Origin of the sequence: Porcincola intestinalis (genome assembly GCF_009696445.1) — a bacterium.
In the GTDB taxonomy this organism is placed as follows: Bacteria; Bacillota; Clostridia; order Lachnospirales; family Lachnospiraceae; genus Porcincola; species Porcincola intestinalis.
This window is the reverse complement of record NZ_VULZ01000004.1, coordinates 57677-75944: the sequence shown is the minus strand read 5'-3', so window position 1 is coordinate 75944 and position 18268 is coordinate 57677. Positions and strand designations below refer to the sequence as shown.

The following is an 18268-nucleotide window of genomic DNA, read 5'->3' as shown; positions in this document are numbered from 1 at the left end:
GGTCTGAAATGAGTATAGAAAAGATATTAATAATTATCCCTGCTTATAATGAAGCAGAAAACATCGAGCGCGTTGTTGACAATTTGATTACGAAATACCCAGAATATGACTATGTTGTCATCAATGACGGCTCATCTGACGATACTCGAAAGATTTGTGCGTGCCGGGGATATAATTTCCTCGACCTTCCTGTAAACGTAGGACTGTCAGGTGCAATCAAAGCCGGAATGCGATATGCGAACTATTACGGGTACGACTATGTTGTTCAGATCGATGGTGATGGACAGCATGATCCAAAGTATATCGCTGCAATGGCTGGGCTGATGGAAGAGGTGGATTGCGACATCGTAATCGGGTCACGGTTCAAGACTGAAAAAAAGCCGGGCGGCCTTCGGATGTTGGGAAGCAGAATCATTAGTGGCGCAATCCATATGACAACAGGCAGGAAAATTCAGGATGTCACAAGTGGAATGAGACTGTTCAACAAACGGATGATCAAACGGTTTGGGTATGACATTCATTACAGTCCGGAGCCAGACACGCTGGCATATCTTTTGAACTGCGGATTTCACATTGAAGAAATTCAGGTACAAATGCATGATCGGACTGCTGGAACTAGTATTTATAAAAATCCACTGGCTTCTGCACGGTATATGCTGCAGATGATGTTTTCTATCTTTTTATTCCAGTGGGTCAGAAAGAAAAACGAGACTTAGTGCTGTATTTTTGACGGAGGAAAGTAGACGATGTCCAGAGTTTTGCGTATAATGCTTCTGATCGCTGCTGTGTTCTCAGCATGGTGGATTCTTCTGAAAATACGAAAATGCAAGGTGAAGATGGAAGATGCCATATTCTGGGTATGCTTTGCAGCAATTCTGTTGATTATGGGCATTTGCCCTGAATTTACATACTGGCTGACAGGCGTATTCCAGATGCAGTCTCCGGCGAATCTGATTTTTCTGATTATCATCTTTCTTCTGATTGAGAAAGTGTTTACCTTGTCTATTATTACTTCGCAGCTAGAGGATAAGGTGACGGTGCTGTCGGCAGAGGTTGCGCTTCGTTCACATGCGGATGAGCAGGTCAGTAAAGAGGAAGAGCAGCAGATTAAGAGCATGGATGCGAAGAGTACGGAAACAGCTGTTTCAGAGAATGATCAGCCTCACAAGTCCTGATGACATCATCGGAAACACAGGTGATCGTATGAAATACGGGAACGAGGATCACACTTTTGTGATATGTGCATATAAGGAAAGCCCTTATCTGGAGGACTGTATCCGTTCAGTCACAGGTCAGACCGTCTGTTCCTCAGTGATAATTGTTACCTCAACTCCGAATACATTTATCCGAAAGACTGCTGATAAGTATCAGATACCTCTTATATGCAACCATGGTGAAGCCGGCATTGCAGGCGACTGGAATTTTGCGATCGAGACAGCGAAAACTCCGCTTGTCACGATCGCCCATCAGGATGATATCTATGGCAGGCACTATTTGGAAGCGGTTCTGCAAACGGCTAGTTTTTGCAGTCATCCGTTGATCTTGTTCACTGATTACGACGAGCTGCGGGGTGGAAAGATTGTACGTGGCAATCGGCTGTTGCGAGTTAAGCGTCTGATGCTGAGTCCTCTGAAGATAAAAGCATGCCGGAGAAGCATCTGGGTCAGGCGTAGAATTCTTTCAATGGGATCTGCGATTTGCTGCCCGTCAGTGACAATTGTAAAAAAGAATGTCAGTCTTCCCGTCTTTGAGAACAATATGAAAAGCAACATTGATTGGCAGGCATGGGAGAAACTGTCCCGCGAGAAAGGGGAGTTTGCCTATATTCCATCTGCTCTGATGCTGCACAGGATTCATAGGGATTCGACAACATCACAGCTGCTTGAGAAAGATCAGCGGAGAGTCGAGGATTTGTACATGTATCGGAAGTTCTGGCCTGAATGGATCGCGGGAATTATTGAACATTTCTATCAGTCTGCTGAAAAATCGAATGAGATCAATGGAAAATTATGAATCAGAGTACAGTTCAGAGAGGTCTGGTAACAATCATTGTCCCGGCTTTCAATTCAGAGAAATACATAGAGAAGTGCTTGAATTCGATTCTGAGGCAAACATATCAGAATCTGGAAGTGATTGTTGTGGATGATGGCAGTACAGACGGGACAACCGAAATCATCAGGGGGATTGCCGGAAGAGATCATCGTATAAGGCTTCTGTGTGAGGAAAACAGAGGAACATCTGCGGCGAGAAATTGTGGCTTGGAGGAAGCGACAGGGGAATATCTGACATTTGTAGATTCGGATGACTATATTGCCAGAGATTATATTGAAAGACTACAAAAGAGGTGTGAAAACACAGGAGCAGATATGGTGATCTGCGGGCTGTGCTATGTGGATGAAGATGGAAGAATTCTGAAGAGGATCGTTCCGGATTACTACCAGAGGGGTGTCCATGAAGAGTGGACATTCCGGATTTCGGCTGCGTGTTCTCATTTCTACAGGAGACAGATCTGGGAAAAGTATCATGTCCGATTCGCGGTTGGGGAGCGCGGTGAGGATATGCCGGTTGCTCTTTTTTTCAGTGCAGTGTGCAGGAGGATCGAAATCCTTCCGTATGCGGGATATGCATATGTTCAGCATGCGGATTCAGCGATGGGAAAATTCCGCGGGCTGAAAACCTGGAATCTGCCGCTCCGGTCGCTGGAAGAGTCCATCACGAAGGCGGAAAAGATCGGAATTGTAAATGACCGGGAGTTCTTCGAGCTATTTGTGATGCGGATTCTCAGTACATGCTTTTTTGACCTTGCGAGAGGGGCGGACAGAAAGATGCTTCGAAGGATCGCGAAGTACACTGTTCGGATCGTTGAAACGTATCTGCCGGATTATATGAGAAACTCGAAAATGAACCTGCGCTCGAGTTTGGATATTCCGTTTATCCAGAGGATGGCGGTTTCTGTTATGCGTATGCTGATCTATACAAGACTCATTTACCCCGTGGCAGATCTCCTCAGCATGATATGAAGAGCCATAAAAAAGTTAAAGTAAAAAGAAGCTTTAGAAGATATACGGAGAGATGTATGGATAACAGAGTCGGCTTTGTGATACTGCACTATGGTGACATGACGACTACGGATAACTGCGTACAATCGATTCTTCGTATGGTAGGATGGGAGCAGACACTGATTGTGATTGTGGACAACGAGGTCCAAAGAAGTGCGGAAGAACGGGAGAGCACACGGAGACATTTCGAAACACAGTCAAACATCATAGTCTTAAAGAACGATGGCAAAGGTGGGTTTTCCGAGGCCAATAATCTTGGGTATACGTACGCACGGGATGAGGGTTGTGGTTTTATCCTTATGTTGAACAATGATATTGTGTTTCCGCAGAAGGATTTTCTCCAAATACTGGCTTGTGAATATCAGAAAAAGAAGTGTTATGTGCTGGCTCCGGATATTGTGAAAGCTCATACGCAGGAACATCAGAATCCTCTTGATACACGGATTCGGACAGAAAAGGAAGCGATGCATACGATTCGACTGAATCGTGCAGCATTGGCACTTTTTCCACTGTCATACCCTTATCTGAGAAGATGGGACCGTAGGGAGACGGAACGGTGCACCATTCAGAAAAAACAAACAGAACCATGTGAGAATATTGTCCCGTTTGGGGCTTGTCTGATCTTAACACCAGCCTTTGTAGCGGAACAGAAAAAAGCATTTCAGCCAGAAACGATGTTTTTTTATGAGGAATATATTCTTGCGTTAAGGTGTCAGAGACTGGGATATCTGATTCGATATGTACCTCAATTAAAGGCTCTTCATGAAAGCGGAGCGGCGACCAGGCATACATATCATACAAGTATATCTCAGATGAAATTTCGTCTTGAGCGGACTAGAGACGCGGCAGAAGTGTACCTGCAATATCTGCGCAGCGGAAGGTAATTATTGGTGTTCAGTATGGGTGGAAGAGATATTTCACAAAGCATCTATAATCTGAAGAATGTTCTTGTCAGTCACACCGGTTTGCTTGGACGGGAACTGGAAAAAATAGTGGCGGAAAAGTGGATTGATGACATTAAGCATGCTGTTGATTCTGAAAACATTGAACATAGCAGTATTGCCTGCAATTGGCTGACAGCCAAAGAAAACAACAAGAAGGCGTTTGATATGTTCAGAAAGCGGTCTGCAGATGGAAAATATCCGTCTGTCGGAATCGCTCTTCACAGCTTTGCGATTGGCGGTGGGGAAATATTCCCGATTAATCTGGCAAACTGCCTCTGGAAAACAGGGGTTCCGGTTATACTGATCAGCTGCGGTATGCAAAAGGAGGATCCGAGAATCAGATCCTTGGTGAATCCAGATGTTCCATGTCTTTCACTTGACAGTTATGCGCAGCTTTCGCAGGTTACGAACGATTATAACATCAAGGTTATTCACAGCCACCACGCAATGATCGACCTCGCGACCGCGCGGGCAATCGAAACCGGCAAGATGGATGCAGGCCTGGTTATCACACTTCATGGAATGTATGAGGCGCTTGATGCTCCGAGAAGAAGAATGCTGGTGAAATCTGTTTCTCCGTATACGGACTATTTTGCCTATATTGCGGATAAAAATCTGGAGCCGTTTGAAGAGGCGGGAATACAGATTGACAAACGCTTTACGAAGATCCCCAATGGTCTTCCATCTGGCGGGGGCATGGCTGTGGAGCGGCAGAAGCTGGGAATAGGGGCGGATGATTTTGTTCTATGTCTTGTCAGCCGTGCAATCTGGGAAAAGGGTTGGAAAGAAGCAGTTGAAGCCGTAAGATTGGCGAACCAATGGTCAACAGTGGCGATCCATCTGATTCTTGTCGGGGATGGTGAGGCGTATGATGGACTGAAAAATATCAAGGATTCACACATACATTGTGTTGGAGCACAGAATAACACCAGGCAGTATCTGATGGCATCTGATATGGGATTTCTTCCCTCCAAATACGCGGGCGAGAGCTTTCCACTGTCATTGATTGACAGTTTTATGTGTGGAAAGCCTGTGCTGGCATCAGCTTTGGGAGAGATCCCGGAGATGGTGAAAACAGAATCAGGAGCCGCAGGTTATACATTTCCACTGACGGAAAAGGGCGCCGTTCCTGTCAGAAAACTGGCGAGGGCAATTGTCCGAATTGCGGAAGATCCCAAACGATATCAAAGAATGTGCAAAGTGGCACAGAAAGTGGCAGAACGGTATGATATCCAAAAAGTTGCAGAGCAGTATATTGGGCTTTACAGTGAAGCTGCTAAACAGGAGAAGGCGAAAAAAAGGCCAAATGTAAAAATCCTGATCAGTTGCCATAAGCCGTCAGTAGCAATTCGTTCAACTGTTCTGCAGCCGATTCAGGTCGGAGCAGTGTTCAGTGAACAGAAATATGCAGATATGCTTCATGACGATGAGGGGGATCAGATATCTTATCTGAATAAGTCCTACTGTGAACTGACAGCACAATATTGGGCGTGGAAAAATTTAAAGGCTGATTATTATGGCTTTTTTCACTACAGAAGGTATTTGAGTTTCTCTGAGAAAAGTTATCCGGAAGACAGATATGGTAATGTATATGAACCATTTCTTCTGGACAACCAGCACTTCACTCGTCAGATCATGGACAGGTACGGATGGACGGATCAAAACATTCAGCATGTGATGATGAAGTACGATATCGTGACTGTGAAGAGAAGAGTGGTTGGTGCGGAGGATGGTATTCGGAGCAAGTCTGTGAAGGCAGTTCAGCCGTATACAGTCAGAGAACAGTATGCGGCTGCACCGTACTTAAAGGAGGAGGACCTTCTCCGTACGCTGGAGATAATAAAGGAACGATCACCAGAATATTACCAGGACGCAATGGAGTATCTAAACGGAAGAACAGCATACTATTGCAATATGTTCGTCTGCCGGGCAGATATATTTCAAGAATATTGTGAGTGGCTCTTCCCGATACTAAAGGAATTCTGTGAGAGGACGGACATGAGTCAGTATAACGACCAGAAACTGCGTACGCCAGGGCATATCGCGGAGCGCTTGTGGGGGGTATATTTCACCAGAATCAGAAGAAATGGGAGGTATAAAGTCAAAGAGCTTCAGAGTGTTGTGTTTTCGCATACAGAACCAGAACAGAAGACAACCAGAAAGGTCCTGGTCTCTATGATGAAGCTCGTTCATCAGATAACAGCATAGGAAAGGTGGACGCATTATTTATTTGGGAACCTGTGGTTGTTCTTTTTCTAGCGCATATAGTTGATATATAACATTAGCCTTAAGTATTATAGGGTATACTTTGGAGTATGGTTCTTTAGGTAGAAAAATAATAGTTTTTCTTCTAATAATTGAATTGTTATAGAAAGTTGTATGCGGAATAAAGAGGAATAGATTTTATTGGCATAATGGATAATTGAGGTAGCAAATAGAACATATGAAAAATATAGTAGAGATTTATAGCTATCGAGATATGATTTGGAGTCTGGTGAGACGTGAACTGCGTGGAAAATATGAGAAGTCAGTGCTTGGATTTTTGTGGGCTTTTTTAGGTCCGCTTTTTCAAATTTTAATATATTCTCTTGTTTTTACAAATATATTCCATAACAATATGCCCAATTTCTATATTTTTCTAATGTCAGGAATATTACCATGGACCTTTTTTTCTGACTCGTTAGGACAGGGAACAGGAGCAATTATCTACAATGCTGAAATGGTGAAAAAAATATATTTTCCTAGAGAAGTACTAGTAATATCAGAGGTAATTGCAAAATTAATAAATATGTTACTATCTTTTGCAGTCATGGCAGTGTTCCTAGTTATTTCGGGAATTGGGTTTTCAGACCAAATCGTATTGTTACCGATTGTTGTTCTAATAGAACTGATCTTGTGCTTAGGTGCTTCATTTTTTGTATCGGCAATTACTGTGTATTTTCGTGACTTGGAGTATGTTATACAGGTTGTTCTTATGGCGTGGATCTGGGCGACTCCAATAATGTATTCGTTGGATGATGTTACTTATCCAATGAAACGAATTTTGTTTTTAAACCCACTTACACAGGTAATAACATGCTACCATGATATTCTATATTTTCATAGGTGGACTGCTCCGCGAGAATATTTGATTCCTCTCATTGAGGGTATTGTAATACTGATGATTGGGTATTCAGTGTTCAATAAAATTAAAAAACGTTTTGCAGAGGAACTGTAATGAACACAAATAAAATTGCAATAGAAGTAAACCATGTTAGTAAGAACTTTCGGATATATAAAGACAAAAGTCATACTTTTAAGGATTGGGTGCTGTTTAGAAAAAGGCATAATTATGTTTTGAATCAAGTACTTAATGATGTTAGTTTTACGGTGAAAAAGGGGCAAGCCCTTGGATTAATCGGACATAATGGATGTGGGAAAAGCACTACACTAAAGTTATTGAATAAGATACTATATCCAGATTCCGGAACCATATACATGCATGGGAAGATATCTAGTTTGATTGAATTAGGAGCTGGATTTCATCCGGATATGACAGGAAGAGAAAATATTTACATTAACGCTACCATATTTGGACTAAAAAAGCACGAAATAGATGAGAGATTAGACGATATTATTAGGTTTTCTGAGCTAGAGGAGTATATTGATAGTCCTGTCAGAACGTATTCTTCAGGAATGTATATGAGACTGGCATTTTCAATAGCAATTAATGTCAGTGCCGATATTTTATTGGTAGATGAAATATTAGCTGTCGGGGATGCTAACTTTCAAAAAAAATGCTTCGATAAAATGGAGGAAATAAAAAAAGCTGGAACAACAATTGTAATAGTATCTCATTCAATGGATCAAATTAAAAGCATATGTGATCGTGTGATCTGGCTTGATGCGGGTAAAATACGCAGAGATGGTGATGCATATCAGGTATGTAGTGATTATTTAACTGCAATGGATGATATGGCCCAAGCTAGGATGAGAATGGAGGAGTCAGAGCTTTTTAAAACTGTTATTCAGGATCCTAATGTCCAGTATCCTATTAAGCAAATTACGAACCAGGCAGGTAGTAGTGCCCGTAGATCTGGAAACATGATTGCAAGATTTCAGGAGATCTCTCTTCGAGATGCGGGGGGGAAACCTTGTAGGATGTTTTTTTATAATGAAGAGGCTAATATTACATTTTCAATTGTATCTGAACGTAAGAACCTGAAGGGAAATGTGATATTTAACATCATTACAAAAGACGGAATATGGTTAGCGTCATTTGAAAGCTATTTACAGTATGGGTATTATTTAAATCTTGATCATATTTGGCAGGGGACAATGCGATTGACACATCTACCGTTAGCAGCTGGTGAGTATATTCTAGAAGCGGTAATTCGTTCTCCGGAGGGGGAAGATTTCGATTGCTTGACACATTTTATCTATTTTCACGTTTCTGCAAAGTATTCATTTGGGTCGAGACCTGTTGCTATTGAAAATAAGTGGAGTTTAACAAAAGGAGATCAGCTATGAAAAGTACAATTTTTATTTCTTGTCATAAAGAATGCTCTTTCATAAAAAATGATATTTTAAAACCGATTGAAGTTGGTAGTGCATTGCGCAAGGAACGTTTTGAAGGGATGATATACGATGACGTGGGTGATAATATATCATTAAGCAATCCGAGATATTGCGAGTTAACTGCACAGTATTTTGCATGGAAGAATATCACTGATCAGGATTATTACGGATTTTTTCATTATCGCAGATATCTCTCATTTAATACAGTGAAAAGGTATAAAACTGATATTTGGGGAAATGTAGTAGAAGACATTCTTGATCGCTCAGCAGAAAAAAAATATGGACTTGATGGGAAGACAATATCATCTCTTATCGAACGATATGATATTATACTCCCCGAAAAAAAGGATATTACGAAAATGCCCCATATGGGCAAAAATATGAGAGAGCAATACCTGGGATCTGGATATTTACATGCTACTGATCTGGATATTATGATGGATGTTCTAAATGAGAAATATCCGGACTTTGTTAAATATGCGGAAAAATATGAAAATGGACATATGACTTATTTAAACAACATGTTCATTATGAAAAAACAAATTTTTGAGAACTATAGTCAGTGGCTCTTTGACATACTTAAAGAATGTGATAAAAGAATAGATTACAAAGACTATTCAGTAGAGGCAATCAGAACACCAGGACATCTGGCAGAAAGATTGTTGAATATATATTGTTTGTATTTAAAAGACCATGGAGACTATTCTATCAAAGAGCTTCAAACAGTTGCTTTTTTAAATACAGATCCGGAAGTTCAACTTATACCAGCGTACGCTGAACATAATATTGCAATAGCACTTTCTGCAAATGATTATTATGTTCCATATGTGTCAACATTGCTTTTATCAATAAGGGATCATATTTCGAGTTATTATAATTACGATATTATTATCATGAATCGGGATATATCACCAGAAAGTAAGAGAAGACTTTCTGAACAGTTTTCTGACATTAATAATGTATCATTGCGTTTTCTTGATGTAAGCAAATATGAGAAGCAATTTGCTCATTTATTTTTACGGGGACACTTTGCATTAGAAACATACTTTAGATTGCTGATGCCCAGTATCTTACCTGATTACGATAAAGTTCTCTATCTAGATTCGGATATTGTTGTGAATGCCGATTTGGCAGAGCTTTATAATGAAGATATAGACGGTTATCTACTTGCAGGATGCCATGATGCAGATACAGCTGGTTTGTATAATGGATTTGAACCAGATAAGAAAGAGTACATGGATAATGTGCTAAAAATTAAACAGCCGTACGAATACTTTCAGGCTGGGGTATTACTTTTTAATTTAAAGGAATTCAGAGATACGTACAGTACAAAAGAAATGTTAGAATTCGCTGCATCATACAAATGGCAGCTTCTTGATCAAGATGTACTAAATTTTTTGGCACAGGATAAAACAAAGATTATAGATATGTCTTGGAATGTTATGACAAATTGGCGTGGAATACGTATTCCGAATATTATCAACAGAGCGCCTAAATATTTACGAGATGAGTATATGGATGCTAGAAGTCATCCTAAAATAATTCACTACGCAGGGCCTGATAAGCCATGGCAGCAACCGTACTCAGATTATGCTGAATTATTCTGGAAGTACGCAAGAAATTCGATTTATTATGAAGTCTTAATCCAACGCTTGGCATATCAGGAAGCAGTAGCTGCAAAAAAGGAGTGGAGGGGATTTCCAAAAGCAAGGCCAATAGTAAATCGTGTCTTTCCGGCTGGAACCCATAGGAGAGCGATATTAGATGTGATTTATAGTAAAATTTTTAATTGATTCGTTTTTAATTGATTTAGCGAATTTCTAAACTAACATAATATTTGATTTGGGCGGAAAAAGTTTTATAGTGGCGACCATTGACCAATCCACAGGCTCTTGGGGACTAGCAGAAAAATCAATCGATTCCTGAAAAGTATTCATTTGTCAAAGAGCAGAGCAAAGATGGAAAAGTACTTTATATCGAAGTAGCACTACGATCTTATGGGACCTAAATCATTTTAATATGAAAGTTAAAACAAGAGCCTGAATCTGGATAATAGGAGAATATTAACATGTCAGAGTATGCTTACCTGGTAGTAGGGGCAGGTCTGTTTGGCGCTACTTTTGCGCATGAGGCGAAGGCTGCAGGCAAGTCGGTTCTTGTGATTGACAAACGGCCGAATATAGCCGGCAATGTATATACGGAGGACGTGGAAGGAATCCATGTCCACCGTTATGGCGCGCATATTTTTCACACGAATGACAAGGAAGTGTGGGACTATGTGAACCGGTTTGCTGTTTTCAACCGCTTTACGAACTCGCCTGTTGCAAATTATCATGGGGAGCTGTACTCGCTTCCTTTTAACATGTATACGTTCAACAAGATGTGGGGCGTTGTGACACCACAGGAAGCAGCTGCAAAGATTGAAGAGCAGAAGAAGGATTATATAGCCAAGAAACAGCAGGATAGGGGACTGTCTGCAGATGTGCCATTCGAGCCGAAGAACCTGGAGGAACAGGCGATTTCTCTGATCGGGACAGATATCTACGAGAAGCTGATCAAGGGCTATACAGAAAAGCAGTGGGGGAGACCATGCACGGAGCTTCCTGCATTCATCATTCGTCGGTTGCCGGTGCGTCTGACCTTTGATAACAATTATTTCAACGCACTGTACCAGGGGATTCCGGTGGGCGGATACACCCGGATGGTCGAAAGGATGCTGGAGGGCATTGAGGTCCGGCTGAATGAGGACTATCTGAAGGACAGAGAACACTGGAATCAGATTGCAGAGAAAGTGGTCTTCACAGGACCGATTGATGCATTTTATGACTATAGTCATGGAACGTTGGAATACCGAAGTGTTCGCTTTGAGACGGAGCTTCTTGATACCCCGAACTTCCAGGGGAATGCAGCGGTCAATTACACGGACAGGGAGACCCCTTGGACAAGGATCATTGAACACAAGTGGTTTGAGTTTGGAAAGGATTCGGATGGGAATGACCTTCCGAAGACAGTGATCTCCCGCGAGTACTCTTCTGAGTGGAAGCCGGGCGATGAGCCGTACTATCCGGTCAATGATGAGAAGAATGAAAACCTGTATAAACGGTATCGCACACTTGCCGATCGGGAGGACAGGGTATTGTTCGGCGGGAGGCTTGGAGAATACAGGTATTATGATATGGATAAGGTTATAGCATCGTCGCTGCAGTTCAGCAGGAAAGTGCTTGCCGAGTGAGAATTCGGCGGGCTGGTCTGACGAGGGAATCAGGAATGGAGGATGAGGCATGAAAGGTATTATTTTGGCTGCGGGTAAGGGAACCCGGCTGTATCCAATCACACTTCCGATCTGCAAACCGCTGCTTCCGGTGTACGACAAACCGATGATCTATTATCCTCTATCAGTGCTGATGCAGGCGGGAATCCGGGACATCCTTGTGATTGTTCCGCCAGATGATGTGCAGCCATTTCAGGATTTGCTTGGGGACGGCTCGCAGCTTGGAATCCGGATTGAATACAAAGAGCAGAAGGTGCAGCGGGGCATTGCAGATGCATTTCTGATCGGAGCGGATTTTATCGGAGACGATTCCGTATGTCTGGCGCTTGGTGACAATATCTTCTTCGGGCCGGTATTTAACCGGAAACTGAAGACGGCAGCGAAGCTGGATAACGGAAAGGGTGCGACGATATTCGGATACTATGTCCCAGACCCGAGGGCGTTTGGCGTTGTGGAGTTTGACCAGGATGGGAAGGCGATTTCAATTGAGGAGAAGCCGAAGCACCCGAAGTCCAACTATATTGTTCCAGGGCTCTATTTTTACGATAACAGGGTTGTAGACATTGCCCGGCAGGTGAAGCCATCCGCAAGAGGTGAGCTGGAGATTACATCCGTAAACAATGCGTATCTGGAGCGGGGCGAGCTGAATGTCGTGACACTCGGTGATGAATATTCCTGGTTCGATGCAGGGACGGCTGACAGCCTGTATGATGCTGCGGGAGAGATCCGGAAGGCGCAGCGGAGCGGGAAGATGATTGGCTGCATAGAGGAAGTGGCGCTGAAAAAGCGCTGGATTACAATCGACAATCTGCTGGAACAGGCGAAGTCTCTTGAGAAGACGCAGTATGGACAGTACCTGTACGGGATTGCCGCGGAGCAGGAAGATGCAGAGTAAGTAGATAATTCTGGCGCAGCCCGTTGAGATCAGTGTGGTTGCGCCGATTTTTGTTTTGTGTCAAGTGAAAGGATCGGAAGCGATATGAACATACTGATGATGATCCCGGGATTTTTCATTCTGTCAGGAATAGCGGTTCTCCTGATGCGTTTACTGCGAGTCAGGTTTGGCGAAGGAATGTTTCTGGCGGTTTCGGTTGTGGTGGGGCTTCTTTTTCTAAGTGGAAAGACAGGAACCTTTTTCTATGGACAAGCGATTTTGGTGGTGCTGGGTGTCGTTGGTCTCTTTTGGAATCTGATCGCTGAAATCCGGGGACGAGATATCGGGAATGCATGGAACGTACCGGTATTCTGGATACTTGTGCTGGTTTTACTCTATGGAATGGCTATGTTCTGGCATGCACCGCTTCAGCACATCGATGAATTCCATCTGTGGGGAGCAACAGTTCGGTATATGGAGAAACAGGACCGTCTGGTTAACTGGACGGAGATCGGAATCGCAGGGCAGTTTTATGCGGCATCGTTCTTCCAGCTTTTCTTCCAGAAGCTGACCGGATACAGTGAACAAGGGATGTATGCGGCTTCTTTTCTGATGCTGTGGATTGGGCTGCTATTGCCCTGGTCTTACAAGGGTAAGAAAGAATGGAAGTCTGTTCTTCTATACAGTATGATTCTGTTTGTGTCGCTTTATTCGCTTTATCTGTATCCTTATAAAACATTGTATACAGATCTTCCGGCGGCCGCCTGGGCAGGCGGGCTTGCAGGCTGGTGGCTGAACAGGAAAGAGGAACGCAGGAAGCAGGAGACGATCGTTCTGGTGGCAGGTCTCCTTACGCTGGTATTTCTGAAGTCCTATGTGGGCGCTCTGATGGCGCTGATCGTTGCGTTGTTTTTACTTACAGAGAGGATCATCGAAAACATAAGATTTCGTGATAGAAGGTTTCGTGTGAGGACAGGTGTTGTGGAAGCTGCTCTTCTGCTCCTTGTCGTAGCAGGTGCAGGAGCATTTCTCCTCCTGATCTGCAAGGGCTATGTCCCCGGGATTTTCCCTGCATCTGTAAAGAAGCTGCTGAACGCGGGGGAGCCTTCTATTCAAAAGGCTGTAAGAGTGATGGGGGCGCTTGGCAATGCGTTCTTCGGGAAGAAGCTCGGCGGAGCGTCCAGGCTCGAACTTTATCCATTTATGTTCATGCTGCTGTTCTTCGTCCTGCTGATTGGGCTTGGCTGGCTGACTGGGAGGAGGAATGCAGCGAAAGCAAGGATCGGGTACCTCATTGCAACAGCGGTTCTGTTTCTTGTGTTCCTGGCGGCGTCCTATATCTGCCTGTTCAATTATGAGGAGGCGGTCATTGTCAGGGGTATCAAGCGGTATTTCAGCATTCTCATGATCTATGACCTGATGATTGTGCTGACGCTGTGGTTTTCCGCAGGAGAAAGTGTCACAGAAGAGGGGGGTGAGACGCTCCTTCTTTCCAGAGTGACGACGAGGCGCAGGATTGTTCAGGCAGGCGCACTGGGACTTCTTCTGTTCTTTTCCTGGGGAATCAATGACAAGTTCTTGTCGTCTGCGACGGCATTCAATGATTATCAGATCAGCGGGAGCGAGGACATCACGGAGGCCAATACGGAAGTCAGGAAAGTCAGTAAGGCGGTGCAAGGAGAGAGGGTTTACTTCCTGAATCAGCGCACCGATAATGAGTATCCGCAGAACATTGCGTTCTACCATCTTGGCAGGCAGTCCAGCAATTACCTGAGTGATCCGTGGCGCTTCACGGAGAACGGCTGTGAGATCCGGATTCAGGAGTATGATACGCCGAAGCTGGAGAATCTGCCGCAGATTCTTGCGGAGGGCAATTATCAGTACATCTGGCTGTACGCGGCGGATGAATATCTGGCGGAGAATCTGGAGACCGTATTCGTTATGAACGTCACCCCGGATCAGATTTCGGACGGGCAGCTGTATCAAGTCCGGTATGAGAATGGGATGGTGGCTGGCCTTGATCTGATGAAGCAGATGAATCAAAACGCAGTTCCTGTTTTGAGGAATACAGATGGGAAAACCAGCGCAGGGGATGAGATCGAAACAGCCGGTCAGACCGCTTCAGAAAGAAGCAGGACCAGCGGGAGTGTCGGAATGGAACCTGCCGAAGATGAGGATGCGGATGAGGCGGCGTGACCTTGCAATGGCATACTGGAAGGGAGACACTTGTGGGAGCAGAATTTCAGCTGAAGCAGCAGGCCAAGATGTTTTCTCAGAATGTGTATCTGCCGGCGGTGTATGACCTTCACCGCTGCTGCAGGGTAGAGCGGAATCTGGTTGTCTTCGCGGATGCCCACCATGACGGCAGGCCGGAAGCGATGGAGCTGCTGTACCGGAGACTGAAACAGAGCCGTGTTCAGCCGGCTTACCATATCGTAGAGATGTACCTGGATTTTGGCAGGGCGTCGAAAGCGGAGGTCATGGAATATTCGACGCGATTCATGAAACTGTACGCCAGAGCTTCAGTGGTCGTTGTCTGCGACAATTTCCTGCCGGTTGCTTCCTGCCGGAAGAAGAGGGACACGATGGTTGTCCAGCTGTGGCATGCCTGCGGCTGCTATAAGAAGTTCGGGTATGATGCGAAGGACGATATTCCGGAGGGGTATCATGGAGATGTGTACCGGAACCTGAGCCTGGTTACCGTCAGCGCGGAAGCGGCGGTGGAACCATTTTCGTCCGCGATGCACCGGACACACGGGGAGGTGCAGGCGATTGGCGTCAGCCGGACAGACCTGTATTTCTCGAGAAAATGGAGATACAGGTGCATTGAGGCGTTCCGGGAGCTGTACCCGGACGTCTACGAGGAAACTGGTGCTGGAAGTGGCAGAGAGTCAGATGCAGGAAGTGGCGGAGAGGCAGGAGCTGGAAGCGGAAGGGAGACAGGAGCCAGGGGCGGCAGAAAGACAGACAGCCTGAGAAAACGCCGGAAGGTTGTGCTCTGGGCGCCGACATTTCGCGGGAATGCGGGGCAGCCGGGCCTGATGGATCTGGATACAGAGAAGCTTCAGAGACAGCTCGGGAAAGAGTACCTTGTCCTGACACGGGTGCACCCGCATATGAAGGAGGCACGGAAGGCGGTGAAGAATCACTGCCCGATCCCGACGGAGCAGCTTTACCCGGTTGTGGATGTGCTGATCGCGGATTATTCGTCTCTGATCTATGAGTACCTGCTGGCAGCGCAGATTCGAAATCAGCAGGATCTGCATGGCAGCCTGGGCGTGCATGGTGGTCTGGTGCTATATGTTCCGGATCTCGATACCTACATGGCGCAGCGTGGAACCTACATGGATATCCATGAGATTCCGGGAGAGATTGTGAAGGATGCTGACAGGCTGGCAGATGCGGTCAGACGGGCTGCAGGAGATGACGGTCCGGGATTGTGCACCGGCGAAAGCAAAGTGGATGACGGGGCACTGGAATCAGGGAACGGGGGACAGACAGCGAGCTGGATAGGTAGCCAGGCAAAGAAAAGGGATGCATTCCTGAAGCGGTACCTGTCTGCCTGCGATGGGCAGTCGACCGCGCGCATTGCAGAGAGGATCAGGGAACATTGCTTCGGGGAAGATAGGGAGACTTCCGGAGCTGTAGATACGTAAGATTGCCCGATTCTGGACTTTGTGGTATGGTGGACGTCTATGATACATTTTTTATGAGGATGGATATATGAACGTTGCACTGATTATCGCGGGTGGCTCCGGCCACCGCATGGGACAGGATATTCCGAAGCAGTTTATCAATGTGTATGACAAGCCGGTGCTGATCTATACGCTGGAGGGGTTTCAGAAACACCCGCTGATCGATGCGATTGAGCTGGTCTGCATCGACGGATGGCACGATGTGGTCTGGGCGTATGCAAAGCAGTTCGGTATCGACAAGCTGAAGTGGATCGTGCCGGGCGGGAATTCCGGACAGGAATCGATCCGGAATGGTGTCTACGGCCTGGAGGACAAGTGTGCGGAGGATGATATTGTCATCATCCACGATGGCATTCGTCCGCTGGTGGATGCTTCTGTGCTCTCGGACGTAATTGAGACGTGCCGGAAGTATGGCAATGGCGTCACTTCCATGCCCTACAATGAGCAGATTTTCGTCAAGGATGACGAGATCTCGACGGTGAAGTATATACCGCGTGAGACGCTGAGACGGGTACAGACGCCGCAGGCATACAAGTTCGGGAAGCTGGACTGGGCGTATCACAAGGCATTCGCGGAGGGGATCGGGATCAAGGGTTCCTCATACACGAACACCATGATGGTGGAGCTGGGGGAGCGGCTGTATTTTGCGGCGGGCTCTGACAAGAACATCAAGCTGACAACGAAGGATGATCTGGAGATGTTCAAGGCGTATCTGAAGATGGACAGGGATAACTGGCTGAAGTAAGGGTATTTTGATGATGAGACTTCTGGAGAGTGAACTGTTTCAGCAGGATCTGAGCGGCGTGACCGCACTGGCGCTCCCGTGGGAGAAGCTCCGGGGCGCATCCTTCATGATCTCGGGTGCAACCGGGATGATCGGGAGCACATTGATTCATGTGCTGATGAAGAAAAACCGCGAGGATGGTCTGGGCTGCCATCTCCTCGCACTGGGGAGAAATGCACAGAAAGGAAAGTCAAGGTTCGAGGAATACTGGGGCGATCCGCTGTTTACATTTATCCAGTGTGATATTGATGACGTGGAGAATCTGAAGGAATCGCTCCGGGTAGCGGGACTGAAGCATGTGGACTATGTCTTTCATGCAGCTTCGAACACACACCCGGTCGCCTACGCGACGGATCCGATCGGGACGGTCGTGACGAACATCATCGGTCTGAACAATCTTCTGGAGTTTGCGGCGAAGGCCGGGGCAAGGCGGTTTGCATTTGCCTCCTCCAATGAAATCTATGGGGAGAATCGAGGCGATGTGGAGCTGTTTGATGAGAAGTACTGCGGCTACATCGACTGCAATACGATGCGCGCCGGCTATCCGGAAAGCAAGCGGGCGGGCGAGGCGCTCTGCCAGGCTTATATCCGGCAGAAGGGGCTGGATGTCGTGGTTCCGAGGTTCACCAGGTCGTTCGGCCCGTCCATGCTGATGAGTGACACGAAGGCGATTTCCCAGTTTATCAGGAAGGGTGTAGAGCGGGAAGACATCGTGCTCAAGAGCGCGGGGACCCAGAATTATTCCTATACCTATGTCTGCGATGCGGTTTCTGGCTTGCTGACAGTTCTGCTGCTTGGAGATTGTGGGGAAGCCTACAACATTGCGACGCGAAGCTGCGATATCACCCTGAAGGATCTGGCGGCGCTCATTGCGAAGGAAGCGGGCACGAAGGTGGTCTTTGAGATTCCGGACCAGGTGGAAGCGGCCGGATATTCAAGGGCGACCAAGGCGCTTCTTGACAGCAGAAAGCTGGAAGACCTGGGCTGGAGGGCGCGGTTTGACATGGAGACAGGACTGCGGCATACGGTGGAAATCCTCCGATCGGTACAGTAAGGACTCATGAGCAGGTAGACCGGGCTTCTG

The 18268-nt window shown here is 45.8% G+C and carries 15 protein-coding genes; all 15 read left to right on the top strand.

All coding sequences use genetic code 11. The features are described 5' to 3' along the window. Nucleotides 1-14 precede the first annotated feature (14 nt). The 15 genes from FYJ35_RS05225 to FYJ35_RS05155 all read left to right on the top strand — a co-directional run bounded on the left by FYJ35_RS05225 (nucleotide 15) and on the right by FYJ35_RS05155 (nucleotide 18238). Entirely contained in the window at nucleotides 15-716 is a 702-nt protein-coding gene (locus FYJ35_RS05225; protein WP_328597048.1) for a glycosyltransferase family 2 protein, read from the top strand. 30 nt (nucleotides 717-746) lie between these two features. Next, nucleotides 747-1175: a DUF2304 domain-containing protein gene (locus FYJ35_RS05220; RefSeq protein ID WP_154524189.1), complete on the top strand. Its 429-nt coding sequence runs from the start codon at nucleotides 747-749 to the stop codon at nucleotides 1173-1175. A gap of 28 nt (nucleotides 1176-1203) precedes the next feature. Further along, the gene (locus FYJ35_RS05215) at nucleotides 1204-2013 is read left to right on the top strand and encodes a glycosyltransferase family 2 protein (RefSeq protein WP_154524186.1); all 810 of its coding nucleotides are present in this window, start codon (nucleotides 1204-1206) and stop codon (nucleotides 2011-2013) included. Further along, nucleotides 2010-3020 (top strand): glycosyltransferase family 2 protein, encoded by a 1011-nt coding sequence (locus FYJ35_RS05210; protein ID WP_154524183.1) that lies wholly within the window; start codon nucleotides 2010-2012, stop codon nucleotides 3018-3020. Before FYJ35_RS05215 ends, FYJ35_RS05210 begins: the two co-directional genes overlap by 4 nt. Further along, nucleotides 3017-3943, top strand: coding sequence for a glycosyltransferase family 2 protein (locus tag FYJ35_RS15360; protein ID WP_154524180.1), 927 nt, complete (start codon nucleotides 3017-3019; stop codon nucleotides 3941-3943). Before FYJ35_RS05210 ends, FYJ35_RS15360 begins: the two co-directional genes overlap by 4 nt. A gap of 15 nt (nucleotides 3944-3958) precedes the next feature. Beyond that, entirely contained in the window at nucleotides 3959-6211 is a 2253-nt protein-coding gene (locus FYJ35_RS05200) for a DUF4422 domain-containing protein (RefSeq protein ID WP_154524177.1), read from the top strand. Nucleotides 6212-6446: 235 nt separating this feature from the next. Further along, complete coding sequence (locus FYJ35_RS05195) at nucleotides 6447-7220, top strand: ABC transporter permease (RefSeq protein ID WP_154524174.1); 774 nt, start codon at nucleotides 6447-6449, stop codon at nucleotides 7218-7220. Beyond that, nucleotides 7220-8512, top strand: coding sequence for an ABC transporter ATP-binding protein (locus FYJ35_RS05190; protein WP_154524171.1), 1293 nt, complete (start codon nucleotides 7220-7222; stop codon nucleotides 8510-8512). Before FYJ35_RS05195 ends, FYJ35_RS05190 begins: the two co-directional genes overlap by 1 nt. Next, the gene (locus FYJ35_RS05185; RefSeq protein ID WP_154524168.1) at nucleotides 8509-10353 is read left to right on the top strand and encodes a DUF4422 domain-containing protein; all 1845 of its coding nucleotides are present in this window, start codon (nucleotides 8509-8511) and stop codon (nucleotides 10351-10353) included. The genes FYJ35_RS05190 and FYJ35_RS05185 overlap by 4 nt, the downstream gene beginning before the upstream one ends. 275 nt (nucleotides 10354-10628) lie before the next feature. Continuing rightward, on the top strand, nucleotides 10629-11792 hold the full coding sequence (gene glf, locus FYJ35_RS05180) for a UDP-galactopyranose mutase (RefSeq protein WP_154524165.1): 1164 nt from the start codon (nucleotides 10629-10631) through the stop codon (nucleotides 11790-11792). Nucleotides 11793-11841: 49 nt separating this feature from the next. Next, nucleotides 11842-12726 carry a glucose-1-phosphate thymidylyltransferase RfbA gene (gene rfbA, locus FYJ35_RS05175; protein WP_154524162.1) on the top strand — a complete coding sequence of 295 codons (885 nt, stop codon included), beginning with the start codon at nucleotides 11842-11844 and terminating at the stop codon, nucleotides 12724-12726. An 84-nt stretch (nucleotides 12727-12810) separates the two neighbouring features. Then, complete coding sequence (locus FYJ35_RS05170; RefSeq protein WP_154524159.1) at nucleotides 12811-14901, top strand: hypothetical protein; 2091 nt, start codon at nucleotides 12811-12813, stop codon at nucleotides 14899-14901. Nucleotides 14902-14933: 32 nt separating this feature from the next. Then, complete coding sequence (locus FYJ35_RS05165; protein ID WP_154524156.1) at nucleotides 14934-16361, top strand: CDP-glycerol glycerophosphotransferase family protein; 1428 nt, start codon at nucleotides 14934-14936, stop codon at nucleotides 16359-16361. 67 nt (nucleotides 16362-16428) lie between these two features. Next, a complete protein-coding gene (locus tag FYJ35_RS05160; RefSeq protein ID WP_154524153.1) occupies nucleotides 16429-17145 on the top strand; it encodes an IspD/TarI family cytidylyltransferase in 717 nt (238 codons plus the stop codon). Nucleotides 17146-17155: 10 nt separating this feature from the next. After that, nucleotides 17156-18238 carry an NAD-dependent epimerase/dehydratase family protein gene (locus tag FYJ35_RS05155; RefSeq protein WP_235906380.1) on the top strand — a complete coding sequence of 361 codons (1083 nt, stop codon included), beginning with the start codon at nucleotides 17156-17158 and terminating at the stop codon, nucleotides 18236-18238. Nucleotides 18239-18268: the final 30 nt, after the last annotated feature.